This window comes from Polaromonas sp. A23 (assembly GCF_002001015.1).
GTDB lineage: Bacteria > Pseudomonadota > Gammaproteobacteria > Burkholderiales > Burkholderiaceae_C > Polaromonas.
This window is the reverse complement of record NZ_MUNO01000016.1, coordinates 56,982-83,517: the sequence shown is the minus strand read 5'-3', so window position 1 is coordinate 83,517 and position 26,536 is coordinate 56,982. Positions and strand designations below refer to the sequence as shown.

23 protein-coding genes are annotated in these 26,536 nt (G+C 58.8%); 7 read left to right on the top strand and 16 right to left on the bottom strand.

Annotated features, from left to right (window positions below):
• Positions 1-652: 652 nt before the first annotated feature.
• Positions 653-1,483, top strand: a complete 831-nt coding sequence (locus B0B52_RS07465) for an urease accessory protein UreD (RefSeq protein WP_077593003.1) — start codon at positions 653-655, stop codon at positions 1,481-1,483.
• 6 nt (positions 1,484-1,489) lie between these two features.
• On the opposite strand, the gene B0B52_RS07460 is transcribed toward B0B52_RS07465, so the two are convergent.
• The 3 genes from B0B52_RS07460 to B0B52_RS22105 all read right to left on the bottom strand — a co-directional run bounded on the left by B0B52_RS07460 (position 1,490) and on the right by B0B52_RS22105 (position 6,784).
• The gene (locus tag B0B52_RS07460) at positions 1,490-1,864 is read right to left on the bottom strand and encodes a two-component system response regulator (RefSeq protein WP_077593002.1); all 375 of its coding nucleotides are present in this window, start codon (positions 1,862-1,864) and stop codon (positions 1,490-1,492) included.
• Between the two features lie 115 nt (positions 1,865-1,979).
• Positions 1,980-6,407 carry a PAS domain-containing protein gene (locus B0B52_RS07455; protein ID WP_077593001.1) on the bottom strand — a complete coding sequence of 1,476 codons (4,428 nt, stop codon included), beginning with the start codon at positions 6,405-6,407 and terminating at the stop codon, positions 1,980-1,982.
• Positions 6,359-6,784, bottom strand: a complete 426-nt coding sequence (locus tag B0B52_RS22105) for a DUF3597 family protein (protein WP_254425661.1) — start codon at positions 6,782-6,784, stop codon at positions 6,359-6,361. Before B0B52_RS22105 ends, B0B52_RS07455 begins: the two co-directional genes overlap by 49 nt.
• On the opposite strand from B0B52_RS22105, the gene B0B52_RS07445 reads away from it, so the two are divergent.
• Both B0B52_RS07445 and B0B52_RS07440 read left to right on the top strand, forming a co-directional pair.
• A complete protein-coding gene (locus B0B52_RS07445; protein ID WP_077592999.1) occupies positions 6,783-7,583 on the top strand; it encodes a M48 family metallopeptidase in 801 nt (266 codons plus the stop codon). The genes B0B52_RS22105 and B0B52_RS07445 overlap by 2 nt on opposite strands.
• A 190-nt stretch (positions 7,584-7,773) precedes the next feature.
• Positions 7,774-8,985, top strand: a complete 1,212-nt coding sequence (locus B0B52_RS07440) for a cation:proton antiporter (RefSeq protein WP_077592998.1) — start codon at positions 7,774-7,776, stop codon at positions 8,983-8,985.
• A gap of 1 nt (position 8,986) precedes the next feature.
• On the opposite strand, the gene B0B52_RS07435 is transcribed toward B0B52_RS07440, so the two are convergent.
• From B0B52_RS07435 to B0B52_RS22830, 3 genes are all read right to left on the bottom strand, one after another.
• The gene (locus B0B52_RS07435) at positions 8,987-9,400 is read right to left on the bottom strand and encodes a DUF2809 domain-containing protein (RefSeq protein ID WP_077592997.1); all 414 of its coding nucleotides are present in this window, start codon (positions 9,398-9,400) and stop codon (positions 8,987-8,989) included.
• A 15-nt stretch (positions 9,401-9,415) separates the two neighbouring features.
• Positions 9,416-10,261 (bottom strand): DUF817 domain-containing protein, encoded by an 846-nt coding sequence (locus B0B52_RS07430; RefSeq protein ID WP_077592996.1) that lies wholly within the window; start codon positions 10,259-10,261, stop codon positions 9,416-9,418.
• 187 nt (positions 10,262-10,448) lie between these two features.
• Complete coding sequence (locus tag B0B52_RS22830; RefSeq protein WP_077592995.1) at positions 10,449-10,706, bottom strand: hypothetical protein; 258 nt, start codon at positions 10,704-10,706, stop codon at positions 10,449-10,451.
• 23 nt (positions 10,707-10,729) lie between these two features.
• On the opposite strand from B0B52_RS22830, the gene B0B52_RS07420 reads away from it, so the two are divergent.
• Positions 10,730-12,580 (top strand): HAMP domain-containing histidine kinase, encoded by a 1,851-nt coding sequence (locus B0B52_RS07420; protein WP_077592994.1) that lies wholly within the window; start codon positions 10,730-10,732, stop codon positions 12,578-12,580.
• A 49-nt stretch (positions 12,581-12,629) separates the two neighbouring features.
• On the opposite strand, the gene urtE is transcribed toward B0B52_RS07420, so the two are convergent.
• The gene (gene urtE, locus B0B52_RS07415; protein ID WP_077592993.1) at positions 12,630-13,322 is read right to left on the bottom strand and encodes an urea ABC transporter ATP-binding subunit UrtE; all 693 of its coding nucleotides are present in this window, start codon (positions 13,320-13,322) and stop codon (positions 12,630-12,632) included.
• On the opposite strand from urtE, the gene B0B52_RS22440 reads away from it, so the two are divergent.
• Positions 13,303-13,554 (top strand): hypothetical protein, encoded by a 252-nt coding sequence (locus B0B52_RS22440; protein WP_168173496.1) that lies wholly within the window; start codon positions 13,303-13,305, stop codon positions 13,552-13,554. The genes urtE and B0B52_RS22440 overlap by 20 nt on opposite strands.
• A 459-nt stretch (positions 13,555-14,013) precedes the next feature.
• Here B0B52_RS22440 and urtD read toward each other — a convergent pair whose 3' ends face one another.
• The 9 genes from urtD to B0B52_RS07365 form a co-directional block, all read right to left on the bottom strand.
• Positions 14,014-14,895 (bottom strand): urea ABC transporter ATP-binding protein UrtD, encoded by an 882-nt coding sequence (gene urtD / locus B0B52_RS07405; protein ID WP_077592991.1) that lies wholly within the window; start codon positions 14,893-14,895, stop codon positions 14,014-14,016.
• Entirely contained in the window at positions 14,892-16,013 is a 1,122-nt protein-coding gene (gene urtC / locus B0B52_RS07400) for an urea ABC transporter permease subunit UrtC (RefSeq protein ID WP_077592990.1), read from the bottom strand. The genes urtD and urtC overlap by 4 nt, the downstream gene beginning before the upstream one ends.
• Positions 16,014-16,015: 2 nt before the next feature.
• Positions 16,016-17,590: an urea ABC transporter permease subunit UrtB gene (gene urtB, locus B0B52_RS07395; RefSeq protein WP_077592989.1), complete on the bottom strand. Its 1,575-nt coding sequence runs from the start codon at positions 17,588-17,590 to the stop codon at positions 16,016-16,018.
• Positions 17,591-17,787: 197 nt separating this feature from the next.
• Positions 17,788-19,065: an urea ABC transporter substrate-binding protein gene (urtA, locus tag B0B52_RS07390; protein ID WP_077592988.1), complete on the bottom strand. Its 1,278-nt coding sequence runs from the start codon at positions 19,063-19,065 to the stop codon at positions 17,788-17,790.
• Positions 19,066-19,294: 229 nt separating this feature from the next.
• A complete protein-coding gene (locus tag B0B52_RS07385; RefSeq protein WP_077592987.1) occupies positions 19,295-20,125 on the bottom strand; it encodes a Dam family site-specific DNA-(adenine-N6)-methyltransferase in 831 nt (276 codons plus the stop codon).
• Positions 20,126-22,483: a DGQHR domain-containing protein gene (locus B0B52_RS07380; protein ID WP_168173495.1), complete on the bottom strand. Its 2,358-nt coding sequence runs from the start codon at positions 22,481-22,483 to the stop codon at positions 20,126-20,128.
• A 344-nt stretch (positions 22,484-22,827) separates the two neighbouring features.
• A complete protein-coding gene (locus B0B52_RS07375; RefSeq protein WP_077592985.1) occupies positions 22,828-23,118 on the bottom strand; it encodes a DNA-binding transcriptional regulator in 291 nt (96 codons plus the stop codon).
• Positions 23,111-23,431, bottom strand: a complete 321-nt coding sequence (locus B0B52_RS07370) for a type II toxin-antitoxin system RelE/ParE family toxin (RefSeq protein ID WP_077592984.1) — start codon at positions 23,429-23,431, stop codon at positions 23,111-23,113. Before B0B52_RS07370 ends, B0B52_RS07375 begins: the two co-directional genes overlap by 8 nt.
• A gap of 110 nt (positions 23,432-23,541) precedes the next feature.
• Positions 23,542-24,642, bottom strand: a complete 1,101-nt coding sequence (locus tag B0B52_RS07365) for a hypothetical protein (RefSeq protein WP_077592983.1) — start codon at positions 24,640-24,642, stop codon at positions 23,542-23,544.
• Between the two features lie 277 nt (positions 24,643-24,919).
• Here B0B52_RS07365 and B0B52_RS07360 point away from each other — a divergent pair, with 277 nt between their 5' ends.
• Positions 24,920-25,258, top strand: coding sequence for an EF-hand domain-containing protein (locus B0B52_RS07360; protein ID WP_077592982.1), 339 nt, complete (start codon positions 24,920-24,922; stop codon positions 25,256-25,258).
• A gap of 254 nt (positions 25,259-25,512) precedes the next feature.
• Positions 25,513-26,502, top strand: coding sequence for a response regulator (locus B0B52_RS07355; RefSeq protein ID WP_077592981.1), 990 nt, complete (start codon positions 25,513-25,515; stop codon positions 26,500-26,502).
• Positions 26,503-26,536: the final 34 nt, after the last annotated feature.

The window sequence follows — 26,536 nt, the reverse complement described above, 5'->3', positions numbered from 1 at the left end:
CTGCGCTCGCGTGCAAACATGACGGCCGCGTTCTCGACCTGACGCGCTTCGCGCGTCAGGTCTCCCCGCATCCGCATCTGTACCCGAATCCGCTCCCGCTTTCATCCCCCACCCTTCTGTATGCGCCGAGGAGCGCAGGGCCAGACGGATCAGGGCGAGCGATTGTCTGAGCGTAGCGAGTTCGAGCTCGACCCCGGCTGGACCGAGCACCGCAGGCTGCCCGCAGCGAAGCGAAGGGACGCAGACAGCAGGGTCGCCTTTTTCTTTGCTTACTTTCTTTTTGGCGACGCAAAAAGAAAGTGAGTTGCCGCCGGGCAACCCCCGGCTTGCAGGCAACCCTCCAGCGCAGGACACAAAGACGGCTTCAACAAGCTCAGCCCAAACAGTACAGGAGGATCGCCTGCATGGATCCCGGATCAAGTCCGGGATGACAAGGCCATAAGAGTTTTGCTATCAATTCAATAGCTATTAGCGCCCGCAAAATAAGGGCAAGAGGCACATTACATCAATGAATTCGCGCCGGAAGAGTCCAAAATTCCCAAAAATTTATAAGAAAAAGGCCCGCACCCCTTATTCCACGGGCACAAGCAGCTACAAATTCAATAGCAAGCCAGAAGCACGAAGCCTTCAAGCCGAAGGTTAAACTCCCCCGATGGCCTGGAACGCGACCCTCTCCCTCGACTACTCCCTGCAGGCCGGCAAAACCCTCGCGCACTTCCGCCACAACGGCCCCCTGCGCATCCTCCAAAGCCTGTACCCCGAAGGCGACGCCGTCTGCCACAACGTGCTGGTGCACCCACCGGGTGGGCTGGTCGGCGGCGATACGCTGGATATTGCGGTGACCGCCGCAGCGGGCAGCCACGGCCTGATCACCACACCGGGCGCCACCCGCTTCTACAAATCAGCCGGTGAAACCGCCTTGCAGCGCACCCGCCTGCGCCTGGAAGCCGGGGCACGTGCCGAATGGCTGCCCCTGGAAGCGCTGTGTTACAGCGGCTGTATCGCTGAGAACCATTTGACGCTGGACCTCGAACCCGGTGCCGAGCTGCTCGGCTGGGACGTGACCGCACTGGGTTTGCCAAGCGCCGGCAAACCTTTTGAGCAGGGCAGCTTTTGCCAGCACATCGAGTTGCCGGGTGTATGGCTGGAACGTGCGCGCATCCGGGCTGACGACCTGCTGCTGATGAACAGCCCGCTGGGCCTGGCCGGCCAGCGTTGTATCGGCACCCTGTTTTTTGCAGCCGGCAGCAAGCTGGAGCGCCAGCGCCGCCAACTGGCCCTGGACCTTGCGCGCAAAGTAATCGAAGCGCACCCGCTGCGCAACGCCGCCGGCGCTACCAGCCCCGATGCGCAAGTTGTTGTCGTTCGCGTGCTGGCACCGCTGGTCGAGCCTGCCATGGGTTTGATGAAAGAGGTGTGGAAGGCGTGGCGCCAGCATTTCTGGGACAAAGCCGCACCCAGCCCACGCATCTGGTCCGCGTGACGCGCGTCAGGCCGAGATGACCTCGCCAATGCGCTGAAGCAGCTCGGCAATAGGCGCCCTCTTGGCAACACCGGGGCGGCCACCCACATTGCCCCCCATGTCGCGCGTTTCTTCGGGGGACACCAGCGCAGTCAGGTACATCACGGGAATGCCTGCAGTTTGCGGATCACTGGACAGCGCGGCAACAACATCACCCCCGCCCATGCCCGGCATGTCGATATCGCAGAGCACAAGATCCGGGCGCTCGGCCTTGGCCAGTCCCACAGCCTTGTAGGGGTCCGTGGTGCTAACCAGTTCGTAGTGCTGCGCGAGTTTCGCGACCAAGTAGGCCACGATGGCTTCATCGTCGTCAATCACCAGGATTTTTTTGCTCTCGGCCATGGCAATTCTCCAATAGAGGTCTTAAACACTTGCGGCAAACGCCACATTTTGTTGCAAACCAAATTATTACCGCATAGCCGGACTATTCAAGAGGCAACGCCCCACTTACCTCGGTTTATTCTTCATGCCGCACCACGATGGCAGCCGTCTGCAGATGAAGCCGCACAGCCTGAATGAGCTCCTGCGCGTGCTGCGGTGCAAGGGTCTGTGCCTGCAGCTCCAGGCTCCGGCTGGCATCGGCACCCCACTGAAAACCGTAAACCGCCAGGCTTCCGGCCAGTTGATGGGCGCCGCGCCGCAAGCCCTCCCGGTCACCGGCCACGACGGCCTGATCCATGGCGTCCAGAATCTGGTGCCGCGAAGCCAGAAAGTCCGTCATCAAATCCGCAATATCCGGATCAACCTGAACCGTTGAAGGGGCCATTTGCACCGGGGACGCAGCGCCCGCCAAACCACCGGGCTGCGCCGCCGCACAGTGGTCCAGCAAGGTCTGCTGGATGAGGTCGCGCGTCACAGGCTTGGTCAGGTAGTGGTCAAACCCCGAAGCCAGGCAGCGCGCGCGGGTTTCCTCGTCGTCATGCGATGAAAGTACCACGGCAAAACAGCGTTTGCGACCGCTCGACAGCTCTTGCTCGCGCAGCTTTCCTATCGCCTCCAGACCGCCCATGATGGGCATGTCCAGATCCATAAAAACCACATCAGGTGCTTCTTCCATCGCCATTTCGAGAGCCACCCGGCCGTTGAAGGCAGTGGAAACTTTCAGTGGCGGGCACGGCAGGAAACGACGCACGATCAGCAGGTTGAACTCGTCGTCGTCGACCAGCAGGATTTTCAGCGCAGGCAGATTGGCCAGCGCCAGCGGTTGGGAATCCTGCCTTTCGCTGGCGTGCCTGACGATCGCGGGCACCTTGCCCGCGGGCGCTGCGCGAAACACCACGGAAAGTGTGGTGCCTTCGGCGGCAGAAGTGCGCATGGTGACATCGCCGTCCTGCACACGCGCCATCAGCCGGGCCGAGTAGGTTCCCAGGCCGGTCCCGCTGGCCTTGCCAGCGGTTGCGTACTTGACGAAAAAATTCTCGCGAACGGATGCCGGCACCACGCCGACATTGTGGATATGCAGCGCAACGCTGCCACTGTCTTCAGGCGCTTCAATGGCTTCAATCGCCTCGATAGAAACAGTGACCACCGCCCCCTCGGGCGAGGCTTCGACCGCATTTTTCAGGAGGTTGGCAATCAGCGAATAACACAGCAGCTCCTCGGCCCACGCACAGGCGCGGGTGGCGCTCGACTTCACCCGCAAATTAACGTTCTTTGATGCCGCGTGGCTGTGAATGTCCACCGCCACCTTGTCAAACAACTCGACCAGATCCACGGCATCTGGCCGGAAGATATAACTGCCCTGCTCCATCTTGTACAGATCGAGCGAGAGATTGACCATGCTCAGGATGCGATAACCGGCACGCTCGACAATGCCAAGCAATTCGTCGGCCTCCCTGGTGAGTTGCCGCTCCTCGCGCAGCAGCCGGGGTACGGCAATGATGCTGTTCAGCGGCGTCTTGATGTCATGCCGCGCAATCCGCTCCACCTCCTCACGCAGCCGCACGTTTTCAAGCAGCGCTTCGTTCTGGTGTTCTAGCTGGGCAGCCTGCGCCGCCACCTGGTCCAGCGAGGCGTGCAAGGCCTGGTCCTGGGCCCGGCGCTCGCTGATGTCAATGATGGCGGCGATCCAGCGCAACACGAATCCGGTTTCATCGCGCACCGCTATCCCGCTCACCTGCACCCACACATAGCTGCCGTCCGCGCGGAGCAGGCGGTACTCTTCGGGCGAGTAGAACTCGCCATGCGGGCCTTCCGGACCTTTGCCCCGGATAAAAGGCACCCAGCGCCGGATGACCCGCTCCTGGTCTTCGGGGTGAATCATCACCTTGAAATAATCCGGCCAATCCGCCGTGTCTGCGTCCGGGGCATAGCCCCGGATTTCCCGAAAACGCGGCGAGTAATAGGTCTCGTGCGTTTTCCCATCCCAGTCAACAATGCCCACCCGCGCGCCGCGCACCACAAGATCCAGGCGGCGCTGCTCGGTCCGTGTGAGTTCGACCTGCGCACGCAGCGCCTCTTCCTGTTCATGGAATGCAGTGACGTCGAGATAGGAAGTTATGAATCGTTTGGTGCGCCCTTCTTCGTCGACCTGCGCAATACCTTCGGCGTGGATCCAGATGTAGCTGCCATCGGTACGCCGCAAGCGGTACGACATTGGTTCGCCCGGCTCCTGCTCCGGCTCGGAGCTGCTCTTGCGCCTGATCATGCTGCGGAATTGCTCGCGGGAGGCTTCGCGATCATCCGGATGCATCATGTCGAAAATGCTGGGCCATGCCGTGGTGTCGGTGTTGCCCGGGTAACCCAGCATCTCCTTGAAGCGTGCCGTATAAGCGACCACATCGCTCTGCGCGTCCCAATCTCCAAAGCCGGCTTTGGTGGCGCGCACCAATAGTTGCAGCCGCTCGCGCTCGACCGCCAGGTCCTGCTCGGCCAGGTACTTCTCGTGAATGTCAATGCTGGCGATCAGCACGCCGATGATTTTTCCTTCGGAATCTGCCATGGCGGTGCGCGATTGCGCATACCGCCTGCCCCTGAAGGTGTTCTCGCGCGGACCCACCGTGGCGCCAGGGCCCAGCGCCAGCACCTCACGGTCGAGCGCTTCGATCAGCGCCACCTCGTCGGCAGGTGCGCGCTCACGCAGCGTCTTGCCAATGACGTCTTCACGCCCGACTCCCACATACTGTTCCCAGGCTTTGTTGACGACCAGGTAGCGGCTGTCGGTATCCCGCAGGGCCATGCCAATGGGAACGGTATCAAACAGGTCGGCAATGAACTTGGCCTGGTTGGACATCGCGATCTCATGCCGCTTGCTATCACTGATGTCGATGAAGGAGCAGATAAAACGCAGTGTTTTTCCATCGTCGCCAATCAGCGCAATCCCCTCCGCGTGAACCCAGATGTAGGTCCCATCTGCCCGGCGCATACGGTAATCCAGCGAGCGGTGATAACGCGTGGTGCTCCTGACACTGCGGTCGCGCAACTCCTCAAGAAAGCTCAGGCGAACATGTTCCCGTTCGTCGGGATGGACCAGATCGTTAAAGGCCGGCAGCTCCGAAGCCGCGGTATCTGCCGGATAACCCAGCATCTCCTTGTAGCGGTCGGAATAACTCACCACATTCGCAATGGCGTCCCAGTCCAGCAAGCCGGCCTTGGTTGCTCGCACCAGCAGGTTGGTGCGATCACGCTGTTCAATCCCCCGCAGCTCCTCGGCAGCCAGTGCGCGTGACATGCGCCGGGCCAGCGTGATGCCAGGCGCAAGCGCAAAAATCAGGAAACCGATGGGCGTCCAATAGCCCGACTGCAACGTCCTGAAGTAGACAACGTCATGCGTGATGGCAATCACTATCGCAACCAAGCCACCCAGCAGAATAAAAGGACTGAGCCTGCCCCGCTTGCCTGCTTTCAAGAGCACGTAAACCAGATAGGAGCCCAGCAACACCGCGCTGATGGTCAAGGCGGGAATCGCCAGTGTAAAAATGCGCGCCGGCGTCAGCAGCACCATCAGCACGGCCAAAGCACCCGCCAGCTGAATCGCGCGCCTTGGCCTTTCCCGGAACTCGACCGGATACAGCGCATGAACGAACAGGGGAAACATGGCAAGTCCGCCCCACAGGTTCATGAAAAGCAGCTTCTGGTAGATGTTCCATCCCAGAGGGGCCATCAAAGGCAGCAATACACGTTCGCCGGACAAGGCGATGATCACCGCTGTCGACAGACAGTACAAGCCCAGATAAAGCGGCGCACGTTCCTTTCGCCGCCAGATGAAAAACAGGATGGGCAGAACCCCCATCAAACCCACGCCCACAAGCGCCGCTGTGTCGCGCGCCAGGCCCAGCTCGCGCCGCTTTTGCATCTGCGCCGTGCTGCCCAGCTCCATGGCGCGGACCAGGCCGCCGCGCCGATGATCGAAGTTGGACACATGGGCCGTCACCTGCAGGGGGCAGGCAACATCGCCCAAGGGCACGTACTGCTGGCCGACGGCAGGCCGCGTGTTGTCAGCGCTTGTTCCCGGCACGCCCTGATGTGCCACTTCCCGCCCGTTGATATAAAGACGCAAGGCGCTGTGCTGGTTGGGAATAAAAAGGCTCAGACCCTGGGCGCTTGTGCAGGGAATGTCCAGCCTGTAGGTGCCGTAACCGTTGGAGCCCAGCGGGGCGCCGCCTACCACCAGCCCGTGCCAGGCGCCAGGCACTTCCACCGGCACACCGGCAGATTCGCGGTGGCCCGCCGGCAACCGGGGTTCGCCGAACTGCTGCCAGTTCAAGGACCACTCGCCGGCCAGCAGCACACTGCCGTCACGCTCGAAATTCCAGCCCGCCAGATCAAGCACGCCGGCCTTCGCCGGAGGCACCTCAACGGTCGCCCGCGCCTGCGCCAGGCAAGCAAAGGACAGGGTCAACAGAAACAGAACACAAGCCCGGCTTGCACGCAGGAAAAAATGCATGCGAGGAGGATAAGGGATTCCCGCGGGCCGGCAAAGCCCTGTTTGCCTGCCTGCTCCCGCTTGAGCAGCTTCATCATGTCCACGATAGAGGTTTTCCAGTCGAGTTTTTCGGGGCTGTTACGGGCCAGCTCGTTCAATATGGCTCCACATCGACCGCGAGCAAGGTTGCACTGCTCACAGTGGCGGCACGCGAAGCGGCATCGAACGCGGCCGAAGCGGCTACCGCGTCTTCGGACGACAAGGCGCCACCTGCCGGCTTCACTTCTGCGATTCGTGCCTACATCACCGCCAACTGCCGTCCTACCTTGGCTTACGCTTGCCGTTGGAAAATGAACGCTCCCGGCATGTGCCTGAAAACAGACCTTTGAGACACGCATGAAACACTATCTGACCCCCTTGACTTTGGCCCTGACTCTGCTGATCACTGCCTGTTCAAGCACCACGGAAAGCGGCGCTGTCGGTGCTTCGCGCTCCCAGCTGTTGCTGGTGTCTTCCGCCGAACTCGACCAGATGGCCGTCCAGAGTTACAACAAGCTCAAGGCCGAGGCCACGGCCGCAGGAAAACTCAACACCGATGCAGCCATGCTGGCACGCGTGCGGGCTGTGGCCGCCCGCATCCAGCCGCAAACCGCGGTGTTTCGTGGCGACGCGCCGCGGTGGCAATGGGAGGTGAACCTGATCGAAAGCGAGCAGCTCAACGCCTTTTGCATGCCCGGCGGAAAAATCATGTTCTACACCGGGTTGATCCGCAAGCTCAGCCTCACTGACGACGAAATCGCGGTGGTCATGGGTCATGAAATTGCCCATGCCTTGCGCGAGCATTCGCGCGAACAGGTGTCCCAGGCGGCAGCGGCGCAGACAGCCATAGGTATAGGCACGCAACTCCTCGGACTGGGCAGCGGAACCTCACAATTGACGGGCGCGGCCTATGAAGCGTTGGTGGCCACGCGTTTCAGCCGTTCGCATGAAACAGAGGCCGACCGCATCGGCCTCGAATTGATGGCGCGCGCCGGATACAACCCGCAGGCCGGCGTCAGCCTCTGGCAAAAAATGAGCGGCAGCGGGGGCAGCGGCTCGGAATTCCTGAGCAGCCACCCCAGCGACAGCAGCCGCGTGCAGCAAATCCAGGCGCTGCTGCCCACGGTGATGCCGCTGTACCAGGCCACCCGCCGCTAAATCAGCTTTCTTTCTTCTGAAGCAGCTGCTGCCCAGGGGCCCCGGGATGCACCCCCGCACTTGCGCGCTCAAGGTTGACCACCCACGGCTGCGCACGCCGGCTCCTGCATAATTCGCGCTCACCGCCCGTTCAGCAAAGCCGGTTTCCGGAATCAACTGTTTCGCCGCCAGCAACAACAAGAGAAGAGCCATGCACGCCGCCATGACCACCACCGAGATTTTTCTGATCGCCATGGCGATCATTTTTACGCTTCCCTACCTGATCTGGCGGGTCTTCAAGACCGACTACTACGCACCGCTGGTCGTCATTCAGATCATCGCCGGCATCCTGCTGGGCCCCGGCATCCTCGGGAAAATCTACCCCGACTATTACGCTTTCGTTTTCAGCACGCCGGTGGTGCAGTCGCTCAACGGCATTGCCTGGTGGGCAGTCATGGTGTTTGTGTGGATTGCCGGCATTGAGCTGGATCTGAAAAAAGCCTGGGCGCACCGGCGCGAAAGCAGCATCACAGCCGGCCTGGCGCTGGGCACGCCGCTTGCTGCCGGCTGCGTGGTGGCTGCCGGCATGCTGATGTACGACGGCTGGGTGGGCCCGCAAGGCATGCGCTGGCAATTTGTCGCCGGTGTCGGCATGGCCTGCGCGGTCACGGCGCTGCCCATTCTGATTCTGCTGATGGAAAAACTCGTCATCCTGCGCCAACCCATCGGCCAGCGCATCCTGCGTTATGCCAGCCTCGACGACATCGCCATCTGGGGCGTACTCGCTCTGATCCTGATGGACTGGGAACGCGTCGGCCGGCAAGCTGGCTTTCTGGTCGCCTTTGCAGTCCTCGCTTACGCGTTTCGCAAACTCATGGTCTGGCTACCGGAACGCGACCGCTGGTATGCCGGCCTGATCTGGCTCATCGTTTGCGCCTTCGGCGCGGACTGGGCCGGTCTGCATTACATGGTGGGCGCTTTCCTGGCCGGTGCCGTGATGGACAGCGACTGGTTCAATCAGGAGCATATGGACATGTTGCGCCATCACGTGCTGCTTGTGATGATGCCGGTGTTCTTCCTGAGCACCGGCCTGCGAACCAACTGGTCGGTCGGCGGCGAAGCGGTGTTTGTGGCTGCGGCGGTTCTGCTGGTCGCCTCGGTGGCGGGCAAGCTGATCGGTGTCCATATCGCCGGCAAGATACTCAAGTGGGCGCCGGGAGAAAGTGCCATCATCGGCTGGCTGCTGCAGACCAAGGCACTGATCATGATCATTTTTGCCAACATCCTGTTGGACAAACAGATCATCACCAACGAGACCTTCACCGCCCTGCTGCTAATGGCCATTGCCAGCACCATGCTGACGGTGCCGGTGGTGGCGCCCAAACTTCAGCGCATGAAAGAAATCATTTTTCGGTCGAAGTAGTCTATTTTTCGATGGCAGGCGATGGTCGGCACTGGGCTGGCTGTGGTCGGGCAAAAAGGGACTCAAGTGCCAAAACCAGCAGAAACCCGCCGGCATACGCCAGCACATCCATCCAGTCGGCCACCGAACCCAGCAGAATCTTCAGCACCGGGTTTTGAACGTGCCAGCCGTTGGCGGTTGCCACATACTGGGCAAGTTCGACCAGGCAGCCCACCGCAAACGCAACCAATGCGAGACCAAAGGCGTTGGCCTTTATCACAACCTTGAGCAGGAAATACACCCATACAACGGCCAACACGTCGCCGACGAAACCCCGCAGCCAGCGGTGGTGCGCCCACACGGTCGCAATCAACACTTCAACGATGAGAATGAGGCATGCCCACAACGCCGCCTCGCGGTCAAAGCGCAGCTTCACGCGGGAGAATCCGTCTCAGTCAGGCACATGGATGCGTTCCTTCACGTGCTTCAGGTTGGCCACAATGGTGAAGGTCATGACCACCAGCAGTGACCAGGAACTCCATTTGCCCACATGTACAACGGACCATGCACCCAGTTGATTGGGGTAGTGCCAGAGGCTGAAAAACGTACTGATGTTTTCGGCCACCCAAATGAAAAATCCGATCAGCAAAAAGGCCAGCAGCAAGGGCATGCTCCGGTCACGGTCGTAGGGCCGGAAGATCACCGAGGACCTGGCATATAAACCGCCCAGGCATGCGGCGATGTACCAACGGTAGTCGCCCCAGAAATGGTGCGTAAAGAAATTCCCGTAAATCAGCAACGCAATCACCCCAGCCATCCAGTATGGCGGGTGATGCCGGATACGCAGGTCAAACAATCGCCACGCCTGAATGATGTAGCTGCCGACGGCCGCATACATGAAACCGGAAAATAGCGGTACGCCAAACAGCTTGGTATAGGCAAAGTCCGGATAGCTCCAGGACTGGATGGACCCGGAAGTCTTGAAGACCTCCAGGGCAAACCCCACCACATGGAAGAGACAGATGGCTTTCAGCTCGTCCAGCGTTTCCAGCTTGGCCAATACCATCCAGCCCTGAATCAGCAGCGCAATCGCAAGCAAGAGGTCATAGCGCGGAACACCGGCCAAGCCGACCCTTGGCACAAGAAATACCGCCGCAAAAAACAGTCCGACAAACAGGCAGGCCCTTGCTTCCTTGAGGCCGAAATAGCCGAACTCCACCAGAAAGCGGCGAAAGCCCATCAGTCCCTCGTCAGATTTCGCCCGGATAAGCCAGTTATCCAGCGCAAGTAGCGCCATCGGTATCTACCTTTTTGTGATTGTTACAGCTGGCTTGGTGTACGCCGGAATTATGAGCTTCCTCGAGGCAACCGCTTCAGCGACCGCTGCGATTCTACGTTCGCGGCCCTGCTGCAACTATCGGCAGCTTTGAGGTAAGAAAAAGCCCGGACGAGCCGAGCTTTGACTGAAGGCGGTGACAGGCAACTTAAATCGCAACCAACTGCCGCACGCCATTGGCCTGCATGTCCTTGCCCTGTCCGCGGGCGATAAACTCGCCGCGCTCCACCACCAGGTCGTCATCGGCCAGCAGCAAGCCATCACACAGCACTGCATAATTTCGAGGATGGCATTGATATAGCGCATGTTGCCCGGGAAAGCAGTTCGCCAGCGCTGCTGCAATAAGCGCATACTGGCTAATGATCTGCACCACGACATGAATGCCGCACAACACCTGCGCTTGCACAAGCCGGGCACCCTGTCACCGCCATGAACTCGCCAGCCATACCGCTGGGGTTGCGGGCGCGAATCATGCTGCTGGTGGCGCTCGCCGCGCTGCTGCCGGCCACATTCGCAACGGGCTTCCTGTTCAAACAGCGCGACCATGACATCGCCCACGCCAGGAACAACCTCGCCGCGCTCGCGCGCAGCGCGAGCAATGACTTGCGGGCCAAAATTCAGGGCACCCACCAGTTGCTGTTCGGGCTTGCCCAGTCGCGTGAGCTTGATGTGGGGGAGCGCGACGCCTGCTCGGCCTACCTTGCCAAAGTGCTGAAGCAGCATCCGCAATACACCGGCATCCTCACGATCAAGCCCAATGGAGATTTGCACTGCGACTCGCTGCAAACCGGCCGCAAGCTCAACCTGGCCGACCGCGCCTATTTCCAGCAGGCCATGGCGTCCACCGCAACGGCGCTGGAGCCCGTCTTTGGCCGCCTCACCGGCATCGGCGTGGTGCAGGTGGCTCAGGCCTCGCGCGACCCACAAGGCAAGGTGCGGTTCGTTCTGCTTGCGTCCATCAACCTGGACCAGTTCTCGAGGGAGGTCGTGGCGGCACAGCCGTATCCCGACGCGGCCGTCACGCTATTTAACCGCAGCGGTGTCGTGCTAACTTCCCGCAACACGCGCGACGGGGTGTCGATCAGCAACAGCCCCATATTAGGAACATCTTTAGCCGATACCTCCCTCGGCCGATTCGCCATCAACGGGCATAACGGCGATACAGCCGAGTTCGCTGGGCCGGCAGGCAGGCAGCGAGTCTGGGCCCTGGGTACGCTGCCGCAGCCATGGGACGCGGGGGTCCTGATTACGCTGGGTGTACCGACCCATGTCCTGGCAGCCGACGCGGGGCGCCGCGCACGAATCGTTCTCACCGGCGTCGTGGGCGCAGCGCTGCTGGCGCTGCTGCTGGCCTGGTGGCTTGGGGAGTTGGGGGTCCGCCGCCCGCTGGCCCGGATCATGAAGGGCACAGCCCGGTTCAGGAAAGGTGACCTGGGCGTGCGCATCGGACCGCCCTACCCGCGCGGCGGACTCGGCGATCTGATGCGGGCCCTGGACAACACTTTCAACCAGGTTCAGTCGCAGCAGCAGGAGATCCAACACCTCAATGACGGGCTGGAAGAGCGTGTGCGGGTCCGCACGGCGGAGCTGGAGACCGTCAACCATGAACTGCAGGCGTTCTCGTACTCGCTGGCGCACGACCTGCGCCAGCCGCTGATCGCCATCAGCGGGTTCTGCGGTCAGTTGCGCAGCACGTTGCAGCTCGGCATCAGCGAGTCGCAGGACCACTACCTGAGCCGCATCCAGGCGGGCGTGCAGAAGATCAACGAGCTGTCGGACGCCATGGCGTCCCTGGCTCGTCTCTCACGCCCCCACCTGGAGAGTGTCCCGGTGGACATCAGCGCGATCGCCAGCGCCGCGCTTGCGGCCTGCCAGCAGCGTGATCCCGACCGCGTCGCCACCATCGATGTTCAGGCCGGCCTTCAGGCCATCGCGGACCCGGCTATGCTGACGCTCGCCATCGATCATCTGGTCAACAATGCCTGGAAGTTCACGCGTGGACAATCCCGCACGGAGATTTCCGTCGGTTGTGAACGCGATCCTGATGGCACACTGATCTTCCATGTCAAGGACAATGGCGTCGGGTTCGAGATGGCTCATGCCGGCAAGCTGTTCAACGCCTTCCAGCGCCTGCATCTTTCGGCGGATTTCTCAGGCACCGGAATCGGCCTGGCAAGTGTGCACAAGATCGTCACGCGGCACGGCGGGAAAATCTGGGCAGACTCCACGCCGGGAGAGGGCACCACGTTCTACTTCACGCTGGGAACTGCACCCACGTAGCGCGGCGGCGGTTGTGTCGTGTCCGGTCTTGGCCCCAGATGGGAAAAGGTCAGATAGCCACCAGTTGCCGCACGCCATTGGCTTGCATGTCCTTGCCCAGGCCACGTGCGATAAATTCGCCGCGCTCCATCACCAGATAGTCATCGGCCAGCTCTTCGGCAAAGTCGTAGTACTGCTCCACCAGCAGGATGGCCATGTCACCGCGATCGGCCAGCATGCGGATCACGCGTCCGATGTCCTTGATGATGCTGGGCTGGATACCTTCGGTCGGTTCGTCGAGGATCAACAGCTTGGGTTTGGCCGCCAGCGCCCGCGCAATTGCGAGCTGTTGCTGTTGTCCGCCAGAGAGGTCGCCGCCACGCCGGTTCAGCATCTGCTTGAGAACCGGGAACAACTCGTAGAGCTCGGCCGGGATCGGCGTGCCGGCACTTTTGTAGGCCAGGCCCATGCGCAGGTTTTCTTCAACCGTCAGGCGCGCAAAAATCTCACGGCCCTGGGGTACAAAACCGATACCGGCTCTTGCGCGTTCGTAAGGCGTGGCGTTCTGGATGGGTTTACCGTCGAACTCAATGGTTCCGGTCTTGATGGGCACCAGGCCCATCAGTGATTTGAGTAGCGTGGTCTTGCCGACGCCGTTGCGGCCTAGCAGCACGGTGACTTTGCCGAGGTGAGCGTCCAGGCTCACGTCGCGCAGGATGTGGGAGCCGCCGTAGTACTGGTTGATGTTTTTGACGTTCAGCATGGGGAGTTCTCGTCAGGCTTGTGGTGAGATCGAAAGGCTGCTGTGCGCCAGCAAGCCGGGTCTCGCCCCGGCGGGCGACTTACTTTTCTTTGCTTCGCCAAAGAAACCTAAGGAAAAGAAAGGCGACCCGATGGTCTGGGTCCTTCCGCTTCGCTGCAGGCAACCTGCGGTGCTCGACAAAAGCGGGGTCTCGCTCGAACTCGCCTTCGGCTCAGACAATCGCGAGCCCTGATCCGCTTTTGCCTGCGCTCCTCGGCCCAGCCCGACGGGTGGGGGAAACGAATGCGGATGCGGGGAGGCGAGGACGCGCTTTGCGCGTCCTCGCCGGAGCCCGATCCCGTACCCGAATCCGCTCCCGATTCCGTCCCCACCACCCTTCTGTATGCGCCGAGGAGCGGAGGGCCAGACGGATAAGGACGGGCGATTGTCTGAGCGAAGCGAGTTCGAGCCCGGCCCCGGCTGGACCGAGCACCGCAGGTTGCCCGTAGCGAAGCGAAGGGACGCAGACAGTAGGGTCGCCTTTTCTTTGCTTACTTTCTTTTGGCGAAGCAAAAGAAAGTGAGTTGCCGCCGGGCAACCCCCGGCTTGCTGGCACTCGACCGACGGTAGAGACAAAGAAGGCTTCGACGGGCTCAGTCCGAACGGTGATGGCACCAACCTCACCTCTTCGACAAGCCCAGCAGAGAAGAGTTCAACGCCCAAGGTACACCTCAATCACCCGTTCATCCGCCTGAACCTGATCCAGAGTTCCTTGAGCGAGAACCGAGCCATCACACAGCACCGTGACGATCTCCGAAATCGTCTTGATGAAACTCATGTCGTGCTCCACCACCATCAGCGAATGTTTGCCTTTTAAAGACAGGAAGAGTTCAGCCGTGCGGGCAGTTTCTTCATCGGTCATGCCTGCGACTGGCTCGTCGAGCAGCAACAGCTTGGGGTCCTGCATCAGCAACATGCCGATCTCCAGCCACTGCTTTTGCCCATGGCTCAGGTTGCCGGCCATGCGGCTCACACTGTCGGCCAGGTGAATCGTTACCAGGGTTTCGGCGAGGCGGTCGCTTTGCTCAGAATCCAGACGGAAAAACATGGATGACTTGACGCCCTTGTTGGTCTTCAGCGCGAGCTCGAGGTTTTCAAACACGGTGAGCTGCTCGAACACCGTGGGCTTCTGGAACTTGCGGCCAATCCCGAGCTGTGCAATCTGCGGCTCGGTGTGGCGCAACAGGTCAATCGTGCTGCCGAAGAAAACCGTTCCTTCGTCGGGCCGCGTCTTGCCGGTGATGATGTCCATCATTGTCGTCTTGCCGGCGCCGTTGGGACCAATGATGCAGCGCAGCTCACCGGGCGCAATGTCGAGCGAAAGCTTGTTGATGGCCTTGAAGCCATCGAAGCTCACGCTCACGTCTTCCAGATAAAGAATGCGCCCATGCGTGACGTCCACCTCGCCCGGCGTGGCAATGCGGCCAATGCCCGCGTTGCGGCCACCCGATTCGGTGTTGGCTTTGCTCGCTTCCAGCGCGGCGCGGCGCTGCTCGATACGGCGCGCGCCCTGCTCAAGAAGATCGGGGGTCATTTGGACGCTCCCTTGCGGAGTTTCTTGACCAGTCCCACGACGCCGTCAGGAAGGAACAGCGTTACCGCGATAAACAACATGCCCAGAAAGTAAAGCCAGTATTCGGGATACGCCACCGTGAGCCAGCTTTTGGCGCCGTTGACGATGAAGGCGCCTGCGATGGGGCCGATCAGTGTGGCGCGCCCGCCGACGGCCGCCCAGACGGCCATTTCGATGGAATTGGCCGGGCTCATCTCGCTCGGGTTGATGATGCCCACCTGCGGAACATACAGTGCGCCCGCAATGCCGCACATCACGGCCGAGATGGTCCAGATGGTCAGCTTGTAGCCGATGGGGTTGTAGCCCGAGAACATCACACGGGTTTCGGCATCGCGAATGGCCTGCAACACCCGACCGAACTTGCTGCGCACCAGCCATTTGGCAAACAGGAAGAAGCCCAACAACGTCAGCCCGGTGATGACGAACAGCCCCATGCGCATGTTGGGCGTGGCGATCGGCGTGTCCAGGATGCGCTTGAAATCGGTGAAGCCGTTGTTGCCGCCGAAACCAGTTTCATTGCGGAAGAACAGCAGCATGGCGGCAAAGGTCATGGCCTGGGTGATGATGGAGAAGTACACGCCCTTGATGCGCGAGCGGAAAGCGAAGTAACCAAAGACAAAGGCCACCACACCAGGCACCAGCACGATCAGGAACAGCGTGGCGATGAAGCTGTCGCTGAAGGTCCAGTGCCAGGGAAACTCTTTCCAGTCGAGGAAAACCATGAAGTCGGGCAAGTCACTTTTGTAGTTGCCGTCGCGCCCGATCTGGCGCATCAGGTACATGCCCATGGCGTAACCGCCCAGCGCGAAGAACAAGCCGTGGCCCAGCGACAAAATGCCGGTGTAACCCCAGATCAAATCCATGGCCAGCGCCACGATGGCGTAACACATGATCTTGCCGAGCAGCGCCACCGCGTAGGTGCTCATGTGGAACATGCTGTCCTGTGGCACAAGAAGATTGAGCACCGGTGCCAGCGCGCAGACCAGGAGCAAAGCAACTAGAAAGGCGCTCCAGCCGGTACGCGTAAGCACGGGGCCTTTGGCAGGAAGCAATACAGAAGAAGTCATGGGTTTGCTCATGGTCAGGCTTCCGCAGAGCGGCCCTTCATTGCGAAGATGCCCTGCGGCCGCTTCTGGATGAAGATGATGATGAGCACCAGCACCGCAATCTTGGCCAGCACCGCACCGGTCCAGCCTTCGAGGAATTTGTTCAGGATGCCCAGGCCCATGGCGGCATAAACAGTGCCGGCCAGCTGGCCCACGCCGCCCAGCACCACGACCATGAAGGCATCGACGATGTAGCCTTGGCCCAGGTCTGGCCCGACGTTGCCGACCTGGCTCAGCGCACAACCGGCCAGGCCCGCGATGCCCGAGCCCAGCGCAAACGCATAGGTGTCCACACGCGCCGTGTTCACGCCCATGCACGAAGCAATCGGCCGGTTCTGCGTCACGCCGCGCACAAACAGGCCCAGGCGCGTCTTGCTGATCAGCCAGGCCATGCCCAATAGCACCGCAATGGCAAAGCCGATGATGACGAGCCGGTTATAGGGCAAGGACAAATTGCCCAGCACCTGAACGCCGCCGCTCATCCACACCGGATTTTCAACACCCACGTTTTGCGCGCCGAAGATGGAGCGCACCAGTTGCTGCAGCATCAGGCTGATGCCCCAGGTGGCCAGCAGGGTCTCGAGCGGGCGGCCGTAGAGAAAGCGAATCACACCGCGCTCGAGTGCCGCCCCCATCAGCGCCGAGGCCAAAAAGGCCACCGGCACCGCCGCCAGCAAATACCAGTCAAACATGCCGGGCAAATACTTCTGGAACAGGCCTTGCACCACGTAGGTGGCGTAAGCGCCAATCATCATCAGCTCACCGTGCGCCATGTTGATGACGCCCATCAGCCCGTAGGTAATCGCCAGGCCCAGTGCCACCAGCAGCAGGATGCTGCCCAGGCTGATGCCGCTGAACACCGCACCCAGCTTGTCGCCCCAGGCCAGCGCAGACTCGACCTTGCGCAGCGAGGCCTGCAGCGCGCTCTTGACTTCGGCATCGTCCTCTTCCGACAGGCGCGCTATCAAGACTGTCTTGCTGATCGGGTTGTTGCTGCCCGACAGGCGCGCTGCTGCTTCCAGGCGTTTGGCCTTGTCACTGCTGCTCAGCAAAATGGTGGCGCGCACCATCTCCAACTGGGTCTTGAGCGCAACGACTGTTTCAGCTGCGTAAGCTTTTTCGATAAGCGGCAGGCGCGATTCATCACTGCCGCTGGCAAGGACCTTGATGGCATCGGCGCGCACCTTCTCGTCTTTGGAAAACAGCTTGAGCGCAGCCAGTGCCGTGTCCAACTCCCCGCGCATCATGTTGTTGTTGATCACGTCCTCCGCGTCTTCCGGCACTGTCAGCTCGGCGCCGGTCACCGGGTCAAAGCCTTTGTCGTCCTTGATCACAAACACCTTGTCACCGGCGGTCTTGACGGCATCGTCAGCCAGCGCCTGGATAAAAGCGGCAGTTTTTTCGTCGGGGTTGGCGGCGGCCTTGTTCAGCGCTTCGACGCGTGCCTCGGTCTCGCCGAGTGCCATGCCTTTTGCCTCGTCCGCGCTTAAAGCATGGGCGCCAGCAGCTATAAAAAACGTAGCAGATAGAAGGAGTGTGCGAATCATCATGATGAAGAACCTGTAGGGTGGGCACAGCAGCAGGCCAATACCGGCTTGCCGCGATGCCCAGGCTGCAACTTCCTTTTAAACCATGCACCGTGATAGTGCAAGAAATGGGCCAGACCACAAAAAAGCCGCACCTGTTTTTTTGCAAACCAGGTGCGGCTTGCGCCGCAGCCCCCACAAGGGGCTTGCGGTAGCCGCCTTTATTTGGAGGCCATTTTTGCCGGCTCGTCAGGCTTCTTGTCATTGCCTTCGATGTACGGGCTCCATGGCTTGGCTTTCACCGGGCCAGGAGTCTTCCACACCACGTTGAACTGGCCGTCGGCCTTGATCTCGCCGATGAACACCGACTTGTGCAGGTGGTGGTTTTTCTCATCCATCTTCGACACGATGCCCGACGGCGCCTTGAAGGTCTGGCCGGCCATGGCGGCAATAACCTTGTCGGTGTCGGTGGACTTGGCTTTCTCGACAGCCTGCTTCCACATGTTGATGCCGATGTAGGTGGCTTCCATCGGGTCGTTGGTCAGAGGCTTGTCTTTATGACCAGCGATGCCCTTGGCCTTGGCGTAGGCAGACCACTTCTTGATGAACTCGGTGTTGGCCGGGTTCTTGATCGACTGGAAGTAGTTCCAGGCCGCCAGATGGCCGACCAGCGGTTTCGTGTCCACGCCGCGCAGCTCTTCCTCACCCACGGAGAAGGCGACAACTGGCACGTCCTTGGCCTTCAGGCCGGCGTTGCCCAGTTCCTTGTAGAAAGGAACGTTGGAGTCGCCGTTGATGGTGGAGACCACAGCGGTTTTACCACCTGCAGAGAACTTCTTCACATCAGCCACGATGGTCTGGTAATCGGAGTGGCCGAACGGTGTGTATTTCTCGTCGATGTCCTTGTCTTTCACGCCTTTGCTTTTCAGGTAAGCGCGCAGGATCTTGTTGGTGGTGCGTGGGTACACATAGTCGGTGCCCAGCAGAACCCAGCGCTTGGCGCCGCCGCCGGCCTTGCTCATCAGGTAGTCAACGGCAGGAATGGCCTGCTGGTTGGGGGCCGCGCCCGTGTAGAACACGTTCTTGGACAGCTCTTCGCCTTCGTACTGCACGGGGTAGAACAGCAGGCCGTTCATCTCTTCAACCACTGGCAGCACCGACTTGCGGGACACAGATGTCCAGCAGCCGAAAATCACGGAGACCTTGTCCTGGCCCAGCAGCTGCTTGGTTTTTTCAGCAAACAGGGGCCAGTTGGAGGCAGGGTCGACAATCACGGGCTCGAGCTTCTTGCCCATCACGCCACCCTTGGCGTTGATCTCTTCAATCGCCATGAGCACGGTGTCTTTCAACACGGTTTCAGAAATAGCCATGGTGCCCGACAGGCTGTGCAGAATGCCAACCTTGATCGTGCCGCCCGATTGGGCCAGGGCTGGCAGAGCAGAAAGGCCTGTCAGGGCGACGGCAGCGGTGAGCGCCTTGAGGGTAAAACGACGTTGCATGTGTGCTTCTCCGGGTGGGTAGGTGGTTCGCGTTTCGCTCCGCACAAGCCGCCGGGGAGGCTTTTACGAAGCGATGAGGCGATTCTGGGGACCGACCGGGGAATGGGGAATACGCCGGGTGGCGTATGCGGGATGGGTGCTACCGAAAAATCGATGGCGGGAATGCACTCAAACGACAAATCGCTGACGACGGGGGATATAAGTCCGCGCCCATCGCAATTCATCACGCCTAGATACCGTGATGAACTAGAAGCTCTTCGTAGGTACCCCTGCCACTGTTACTCCCTGAAATCACACTCGAACGTTCTACAACAATCATTTGAAAGTAGTCGCGATACAGAGCCTTTACGGATCTATGGCTTGCATTTGTCATCAAAAACCTAGCGCCGCGTGCAGCAGCACGAACTAGCGCATCCCTTAAGCGAACTTGGTCCTCCCAAGCGAACAAGTTTTCGTTGTATTTGATGAACCCGTTGTAGTTATGTTTGACCGTATAAGGAGGGTCAACAAACAAAAAGTCATTCTGACCAGCCTTATCCACCACAGCTTCAAAATCAGAGCGAAGCAAATTGGCATTCTTGAGCAACATGGAAGTCTGGTCATAACGATCTTCGTCAGAAATTACATTAACCTTCGTACCAATTGGCACGTTGAACGTGCCTTGAAGATTTACTCTATAAAGACCATTCCAGCATGTGCGATTCAAGTAGATCAAACGAGCGGCCTTTGTGTGATCAGTCCGCGGCTTTTGCTGCCTCAATCTGTAAAAGTATTCGGTAGAGTGGTTTCGATGGTGCGTCATCAAACAGTCCTGAACACGTTGCCAATCTTGTTTTATCGCCGAGTAGGTATCGATCAGCTCTTGATTCACGTCTGCAAGTACCGACTTGCCTGGTTGAAGATAAAAAAAGACAGCGCCACTACCCAAAAACGGCTCATAGTAATTACGAAAATTATCCGGCAACAATTCGTCGTGCTTAGCAATCAACCATCTTTTTCCACCGGCCCATTTCAGAAAGGGCTTTATTTCAATTTTCTCGACAGAATGGTCATTTTTCATCTATTTTCCTTCCCGCTCAAGCCTCGAATAAAACTCCGACTTAAGAAACTGAAGGAACTCTAGATCGTCTTTTGAATAACCTCTTGTAGACGAGGGATGCGCTGGTATGCGCCTAAGCTCATTAAATTTGTCCATCCAATCAAGATAGTAAGTTTTTCCTTTTTCGCCTTGCAGTGGGATATTGAAAGTACTTTCAAACAGAGGCCAGTTTGAGCGCTGCTTGACAATCGCTTTCAAATCAAGGATTTGCAAATAGTTCTCTTTGCCTCCCTTGGCCTTATCTTTATCCTGCAGCTGCCTTGAATAGGCCTCTTCCTTGATTTTTGGGCTTTCGATGCCTAATTCCCAATAGGCTTTATCACCAGAACTGGTTTCTGCAGTTCCATAGTGCTTTTTCAGAATATTAATCGTGTGATCAGTTAACACCTTGCTGAGATCAATGACATCTTGATTAGCAATTCGGACTCGGTCAGCTGACTTTCTTTCCAGTCTTTCCAAAAACTCTTCCGAGCCAAAATTTGAAAACTGTTTGTGTATTAGTTCGTTTAAGTTATCTGCATACTCCCGAACACCGCCTTCGCCAAATTTTCGGGCAAAGCGGTCATAGAGGTCCGCATTGGTGGCATCTTTCAGAAACGCAAACACAGGGGAAACGAACTTTTCAATCGTCTGCATGAGCTCGTCCACCTCCAAGAGAGACAGTTCCTGCGGTTGTTTTTCCTCTATGTGTCTAAACACCTCCGACAAGAGGAGTAAGTGGGCGCGAACCCCAGGATTTGTCGCGACATACCCCTGCTTAGCTGCATCCCAACGCTCGGGATTTGCCACTCGAACTTTGGAGAAATAGATATTGAGAAATCGTCGCGCTCTGTCCACTGTTTTGTCGTCCGTGCTTGACGAAAGAACGCCAGAAAGCCAATTTTTTTGATAGGCACGCCCGAGAAGATTTGATCGATTTAAACCGTTTACCAGCTCTGGAATCGTGAGGCTTTGATTTTCCTTGGCCGTGACCCCCTGGATGGAGAATCGCTGGAAAAAAGGGCTCGTCGGGTCGGAGGCGAGAGTTTTGGCCAACCTGGATGCTAACGCAGAAGCACGCTCCTTAGGGTCACTCGAACCCCACTTCAGATCTGATTGCAAAGAGACAATTACACTTTTCTGCACACTCTTTTGCTTCTGGTTGATCGTGACAAATAGTTCCGCCTCTAGGGTAGTCGCCATCTTCTCGAATGCAATTACGGCGATGCTTTGATCCAGAAATCGATCTTCCAAGTGGGAATATCCATAAAGCCTATGCTGCCCATCAATTACCCAGGCAGATTTATATTTGTGCGGCAAATGTAGCCAGCCGAATTTGATTGCGGCATGTGAGTTTTCTCTATTTGGCAACAAATCAAAGCGGCTTTTTTCCGTGAAATTGACTAGAAGATTCGTCGGGAAGTAGCCACCTTTTCGAATGAACTCCCCGATCTCCTTAATGCGAGCGGGACTGATCATCCGTTGATACGTCGGGCGCCCTGTCGGATGATTCAGCGCTTGATGGTTTACAAAGGCAACCTTCAAGAGATGCCTAGGAGTCGTTACAAAGCTATAGAAAACATGGTTTCCCAGCATTCCTTTTGTTGCGGGGACTTTGACATCTGTGAGTTCTGGAATGTCTTGCCCTTCTAAGAATTCCGCCAAGAACTGAAATCGACCCGCGGGGCCCATGTGCTTGGCAAAGGCATCGAAGTATTGGAGTTCGTTCTCAGTCACTACTCGGATGTTGGCCGAATTGGCACGCTCTATATCCTGTTCAGACCAAATGATATTTTGCGTAACACACATCCAAATGATTTTTGGTCTGAAGCTTGCCCCATAGTGCTTCTTAATTGAATTGGCCAGTGGTTTTTGTATCGACTCCAGATCAATAAGATCTTTCTGCAGTGTCTTTTTGCCGCGTGATTCCCGAGACCTGCACATGGCAACGATTACTGTCTCGTCGTCTTTAGCAAAAATATCGATGCTCTTCCTACGGGCAACACCAGCACTATCCAGATAGTGAATTTGAAAGTCGTCGCCGCTGAGTTCTGGATATCCCAGCCGACGAAAAAGTGACCACACTTGGTCCTCTAACTGAGCATGCAGTTCCTTGACCTTTTTTATGCGCACGCGCCGCACGCCCTCTTTGTGGATTTCCCAGCCCTCCTCCTCAAAGATGGGACGCATCTCGATGTCAATCGTTTGAAATTCGTGGATCTCCTTTTTTCGTCCGAAAGAAGCTTTAAGTGCCGCACTATCCACGAGAAGCGGAGCAAGTAACGAGTTTTCGTTACCGATTGCACTTTTGGCTACTTGCTGCTTCTGCTTCTTTTTCAATCCATGTCTCCCCATATACCTAACAACTTGCCTGTTAGTTATATAGCATAAAAATTCAAATCTGGAATCGTGCAATTGTGGGGTGTGAGTGCCGTAATTCTCTATCTGGATTCAGAGAAGCCACTCTGCAGAGAGTCAGTTGACCCATATCGCTAGCAGCTCATCCGAAGCCTTCGATCTACCATACTGGTTTGCAAGCGAGCTCTGGCTGATCCGGGTGACTTCGCAGATAACGCAGGCATCGGCCCCGGGCGAGAAAGGACATGGGTAGGTCTTCCATCTAGCATCGACGGCAAATCAAACGCTACCAAAGTAGTAACGTCTGCCGCTACGCGCCACGGCCATCAAGAATGCAGCGCTTCAATAGCTTTCGGATTGGAAGCCACAATCTTGAGCAAAGCCCTGGCTGGCCCAGTTGGCCGCGTGCGATGTTGCTCCCAGTTTTGCAGGGTGCGCAGATTCACACCAATCAATTTCGCAAACTGGCTCTGGCTGATATGCGCGGCCTCGCGGATGACACGTACATCCGGCGTTGGCAGTTCTTCCGCGATGGCACCGCGCACGGTTTTGCCAGCGATATGGCGCTTCATTTCTTTGACGCCCTTGACGAGCTGGTCGAAGTGTTGTTTATCCATGGGTGATGTCCTTCATCAATTGCGCCAACAGCTTGATCTGCTCTGGCGTCAGGTCTTCTTGCTCGTTTTTGACGTAGCCGTAAATCAGATAGATACGCTCATTTGAAACGTAGTGGTAATAAATAACCCTGGCCCCGCCACGTTTGCCCCGCCCGGAAGCGGCCCAGCGCAGTTTTCGCAAACCCGAACTCCCCCGAATCACATCGCCTGCATTCGGGTTTTCCAACAGGTGATTCTGCAAAGAGCGAAGTTCCTCATCTGCCCAATGCGCCGCCCTGAAGGCGATGAACGGGGTGAGCTCCACAAACAGCATGCAGTCATTGTACGCTTCCAGCGCATAGCATGCACCAGACTCCGCCCAAGTTACCCGATCACCGGTTACCCATTCGAAATCGTCATTTCGCCATTGACCGGCAGGAACAATCAGGCGCTGGCAGCAGACCCCACGCGTTGCAACGCATCCATCACCTGCACAAACGGCGCACGTTCCATCAAGGCTTGCCGTTGCTGGCGCGACCAGTTACGGGACCACCGGTCTGTCGCCAGGCGAACAAAGTCCAGCCCCCACTGCTGGCGCCGCACCGGCGACTGGCGCGCGAGTTTTTGCAGCTGTTGCCGCATGGTCCCCGCAATTTCGTCGACCAGGCCGGCGTTTTCTCCCTTGCGGTCGTCCAGCGACCACAAAGGCTGGTGCAGGTACCAGCGGCTCAGGCTGTCCAGGCAACTCACGGGAGAAACATAAAAGCTGCCGATGCCCATGTAGGCCTCCAGCGTCACCACCTTGTGCGTGAGCTTGCCTGGAAGAAACAGGGTTTCACCAGGGCCTACCGTCCACCAGCAGGCACTTTTGAGCTCGCAGAACCTGTCCAGGTTGAAACGCGCCCGGCCGGTCACCAACCCGCGCTCGCAGTCCTGCAGGCCGGCCTTGATACCTTCGAAAGTTTCCCAGGCCAGCCACAGTTTGCGGCCCAGAAAGCAGTGGTTACTGCCGTCGGGGTCGTCCGAGTGGGAGTCGGTGACGTTGCCGCGGGCGCCTATGACCAGGGTCATCATCTCCTGGCGTTGCAGGTCTTCAGACCCTTGCGGCAGCAGGTTGAAGGCGGACAACTGTGCGGTGTCGATCTGTTTTTCCAGCGCGGTGCCGCGAACGTGCAGGTCGGTGACGCTGACCAGGCTGCGGCGGTTGCGCCACTTGCGCATCAGCTCGTGAACACCCAGCCTCTTGCGCTGCTGGCTGGGGCCTACCTGCGCATTGGCACGCTGCTTGCCGTCAAAACCACGGTCCACCAGCTTGAGCAGCGCGGCTTCGAGGCCCAGTTTTTCACTGCCCGCGACTGGAACGTGCACGCCTGTCAGCACGGCGGGCTGGCCTTTGGCCATTGCCTCGAACAAGGCCTGCCGCGTGTAGGTGGTGGGCCGGACCTGCTTGCGCTTGAGTCGTGCGAGTTGTTCCGGCGTGGCGCGGAGGGTGCGGTCGAAAGTACCAGCATCCTCCCAGATCAGGGCAATGTCAGTGTCTTGCATGGCTGTCTCCTTGGGTAACGGGCAATGAGCTCGCCGCGTGAATCGATTTTGGGGATTTTTGAGCCTTAAGACCTCCTCTATTTGGAGGAGGCAACAGCCCGGTTGTGGTTACTGCCTGTGACAGCGCCACCCGGCATGGCGAGCGGCACCACGTAGGCGCGCGCCCCGATGCCCTTGTCTGCCGGGAGGTAAAGCCAGGAAACATACTGCAAACATGCTGGCGCGTGTTTCGCGATCGGCGTTCAATGGTGTTCATGTTGAATGAAACAGGAAACCGATGACTTTGATCGCTACCCCAAGGCGGACCTTCTGTGCGCTTGTCGCCACCACCGCCTCTTTGCTGGCCGTTGCCGTCCATGCCCACACGGCTACGCCGGAAGCACCTGCGGCACCGCAGGTGCAGGTCGCCGCAACCACCGCCCCCCGTTACGCGGCCGCCGATATTGAGCGTGCGTTCAGTTTTATGGATGCCAACAAGGACGGCAGGGTTAGCCGCGAAGAAGCAGCCGGCTTTCGCAACGTAGCCAAACACTTCAGTGCCGCCGACACCGACCAGGACCATGCGCTGTCGCTGGAGGAATTTGAAAGCGCCATGAACCGGCCCAAGACGCCTTGAAGCACCCGGGAGATGCACCTCTTGCTATCTTATTAGTAGCTGCTCGCGCCCGTACCTACTGGGGAGATGGCCAATTTCATATCTGGAAAGGCGCCCCAGAGGCTCGAATGACAACGGGGGAGAATCGACGCCCCTTGCAGCTCCGTTCGAGACGCATTAACCACAATTGACGCAATAGATCAAAAGACCTAGTCTTCGCGAGAGCGCGCAGGCGGGGCCCGCGTGCACCTTTTGCAGAAGGCAGAAAAGGACCCATGCAGCCCGACGCTCAGTACACCGAAGAAGCTGACAACCAAAGGCTTGAGCCGATCGTGCTCCGGGCGCTAGAGCGCTTCCGTGCGCTCCTCCCCGCTGAAATCGGGTTGGCGCTGGAGCTGTCGCATGAAAATCCCAGCGTGCGGGCCAACGCGGACCGGCTGGAGCTGGCCTTGCTCAGTGCATGCATCGTTGCGTGGCATTCCACCGTGGGCGTGGCGCCGCAAATTGTTGTCGAGATGACTGAGGTATTGCTCGACCGGGTTGTGCTGGACCCGGACGCCGCCAACCTGCAGGGTGGCCTGCCGCCTAGGCGCTATGCCCGTTTGATGATCAGCAACAGCAACCGTGCGCCGGTCGGCACATTCCACAAGTTGATTCCCGCACCGGCCCCGACGGCCGGCCAGGCGGTCAGCGCACACCGGCTTTCCCTGGTAGAAGTGCGCGGCATCATCGCGCAGCACCATGGCATGGTGCATGTATCGGCGGAGCCGGGTCAGGGAACGGCTTTCGACATTTACCTGCCGACGGCGGTGCCGCTGGAGGCACCGGCATTTATCGACTCGGGCGCCAGCGGATCCCGCAACGTTCTTTATGTTGATGACTATGAGCCCATGCGAGTGCTGGTCAGCGACACCTTGCCTGACGCGGGTTTTCGCGTAAGCTGCCACGAAAGTGCCCAGGCAGCGCTGGCCGCGCTGCAGGCCAACCCTTCCGGCTACGACGCTGTGGTCACCGACTACCGTCTGCAGGGTTCCTCCGGCCTTGATCTGCTCAGACAGGTCAAGCTGCTCAATCCCGACTTGCCCGTCATCCTGATTTCCGGTTACATGGACCCCGCCCTCACAGCCAAAGCCCGGGAAGAAGGCGCGGCGCTTGTCATCAGCAAGGCCAATGACCTCAGCGAGCTGTGTGTCTCGCTGCACGCGCTGCTGGGGGACGCGCCCCGGCCAGCCTTGGTGAGTTATTCGGACTGGGGCAAGCTGTAAGCGGTGACCCGCGGCCGCAACGGCTTTTCTTGCG

Bases quoted from the DNA above. Each gene is read 5' to 3' on its own strand.
- B0B52_RS07465 (WP_077593003.1), top strand. From the start codon at position 653: ATGGCCTGGAACGCGACCCTCTCCCTCGACTACTCCCTGCAGGCCGGC.
- B0B52_RS07460 (WP_077593002.1), bottom strand. From the start codon at position 1,864: ATGGCCGAGAGCAAAAAAATCCTGGTGATTGACGACGATGAAGCCATC.
- B0B52_RS07455 (WP_077593001.1), bottom strand. From the start codon at position 6,407: ATGCATTTTTTCCTGCGTGCAAGCCGGGCTTGTGTTCTGTTTCTGTTG.
- B0B52_RS07445 (WP_077592999.1), top strand. From the start codon at position 6,783: ATGAAACACTATCTGACCCCCTTGACTTTGGCCCTGACTCTGCTGATC.
- B0B52_RS22105 (WP_254425661.1), bottom strand. From the start codon at position 6,784: ATGCGTGTCTCAAAGGTCTGTTTTCAGGCACATGCCGGGAGCGTTCAT.
- B0B52_RS07440 (WP_077592998.1), top strand. From the start codon at position 7,774: ATGCACGCCGCCATGACCACCACCGAGATTTTTCTGATCGCCATGGCG.
- B0B52_RS07430 (WP_077592996.1), bottom strand. From the start codon at position 10,261: ATGGCGCTACTTGCGCTGGATAACTGGCTTATCCGGGCGAAATCTGAC.
- B0B52_RS07420 (WP_077592994.1), top strand. From the start codon at position 10,730: ATGAACTCGCCAGCCATACCGCTGGGGTTGCGGGCGCGAATCATGCTG.
- B0B52_RS22440 (WP_168173496.1), top strand. From the start codon at position 13,303: ATGTTTTTGACGTTCAGCATGGGGAGTTCTCGTCAGGCTTGTGGTGAG.
- urtE (WP_077592993.1), bottom strand. From the start codon at position 13,322: ATGCTGAACGTCAAAAACATCAACCAGTACTACGGCGGCTCCCACATC.
- urtD (WP_077592991.1), bottom strand. From the start codon at position 14,895: ATGACCCCCGATCTTCTTGAGCAGGGCGCGCGCCGTATCGAGCAGCGC.
- urtC (WP_077592990.1), bottom strand. From the start codon at position 16,013: ATGAGCAAACCCATGACTTCTTCTGTATTGCTTCCTGCCAAAGGCCCC.
- urtB (WP_077592989.1), bottom strand. From the start codon at position 17,590: ATGATGATTCGCACACTCCTTCTATCTGCTACGTTTTTTATAGCTGCT.
- urtA (WP_077592988.1), bottom strand. From the start codon at position 19,065: ATGCAACGTCGTTTTACCCTCAAGGCGCTCACCGCTGCCGTCGCCCTG.
- B0B52_RS07385 (WP_077592987.1), bottom strand. From the start codon at position 20,125: ATGAAAAATGACCATTCTGTCGAGAAAATTGAAATAAAGCCCTTTCTG.
- B0B52_RS07375 (WP_077592985.1), bottom strand. From the start codon at position 23,118: ATGGATAAACAACACTTCGACCAGCTCGTCAAGGGCGTCAAAGAAATG.
- B0B52_RS07370 (WP_077592984.1), bottom strand. From the start codon at position 23,431: ATGCTGTTTGTGGAGCTCACCCCGTTCATCGCCTTCAGGGCGGCGCAT.
- B0B52_RS07365 (WP_077592983.1), bottom strand. From the start codon at position 24,642: ATGCAAGACACTGACATTGCCCTGATCTGGGAGGATGCTGGTACTTTC.
- B0B52_RS07360 (WP_077592982.1), top strand. From the start codon at position 24,920: ATGACTTTGATCGCTACCCCAAGGCGGACCTTCTGTGCGCTTGTCGCC.
- B0B52_RS07355 (WP_077592981.1), top strand. From the start codon at position 25,513: ATGCAGCCCGACGCTCAGTACACCGAAGAAGCTGACAACCAAAGGCTT.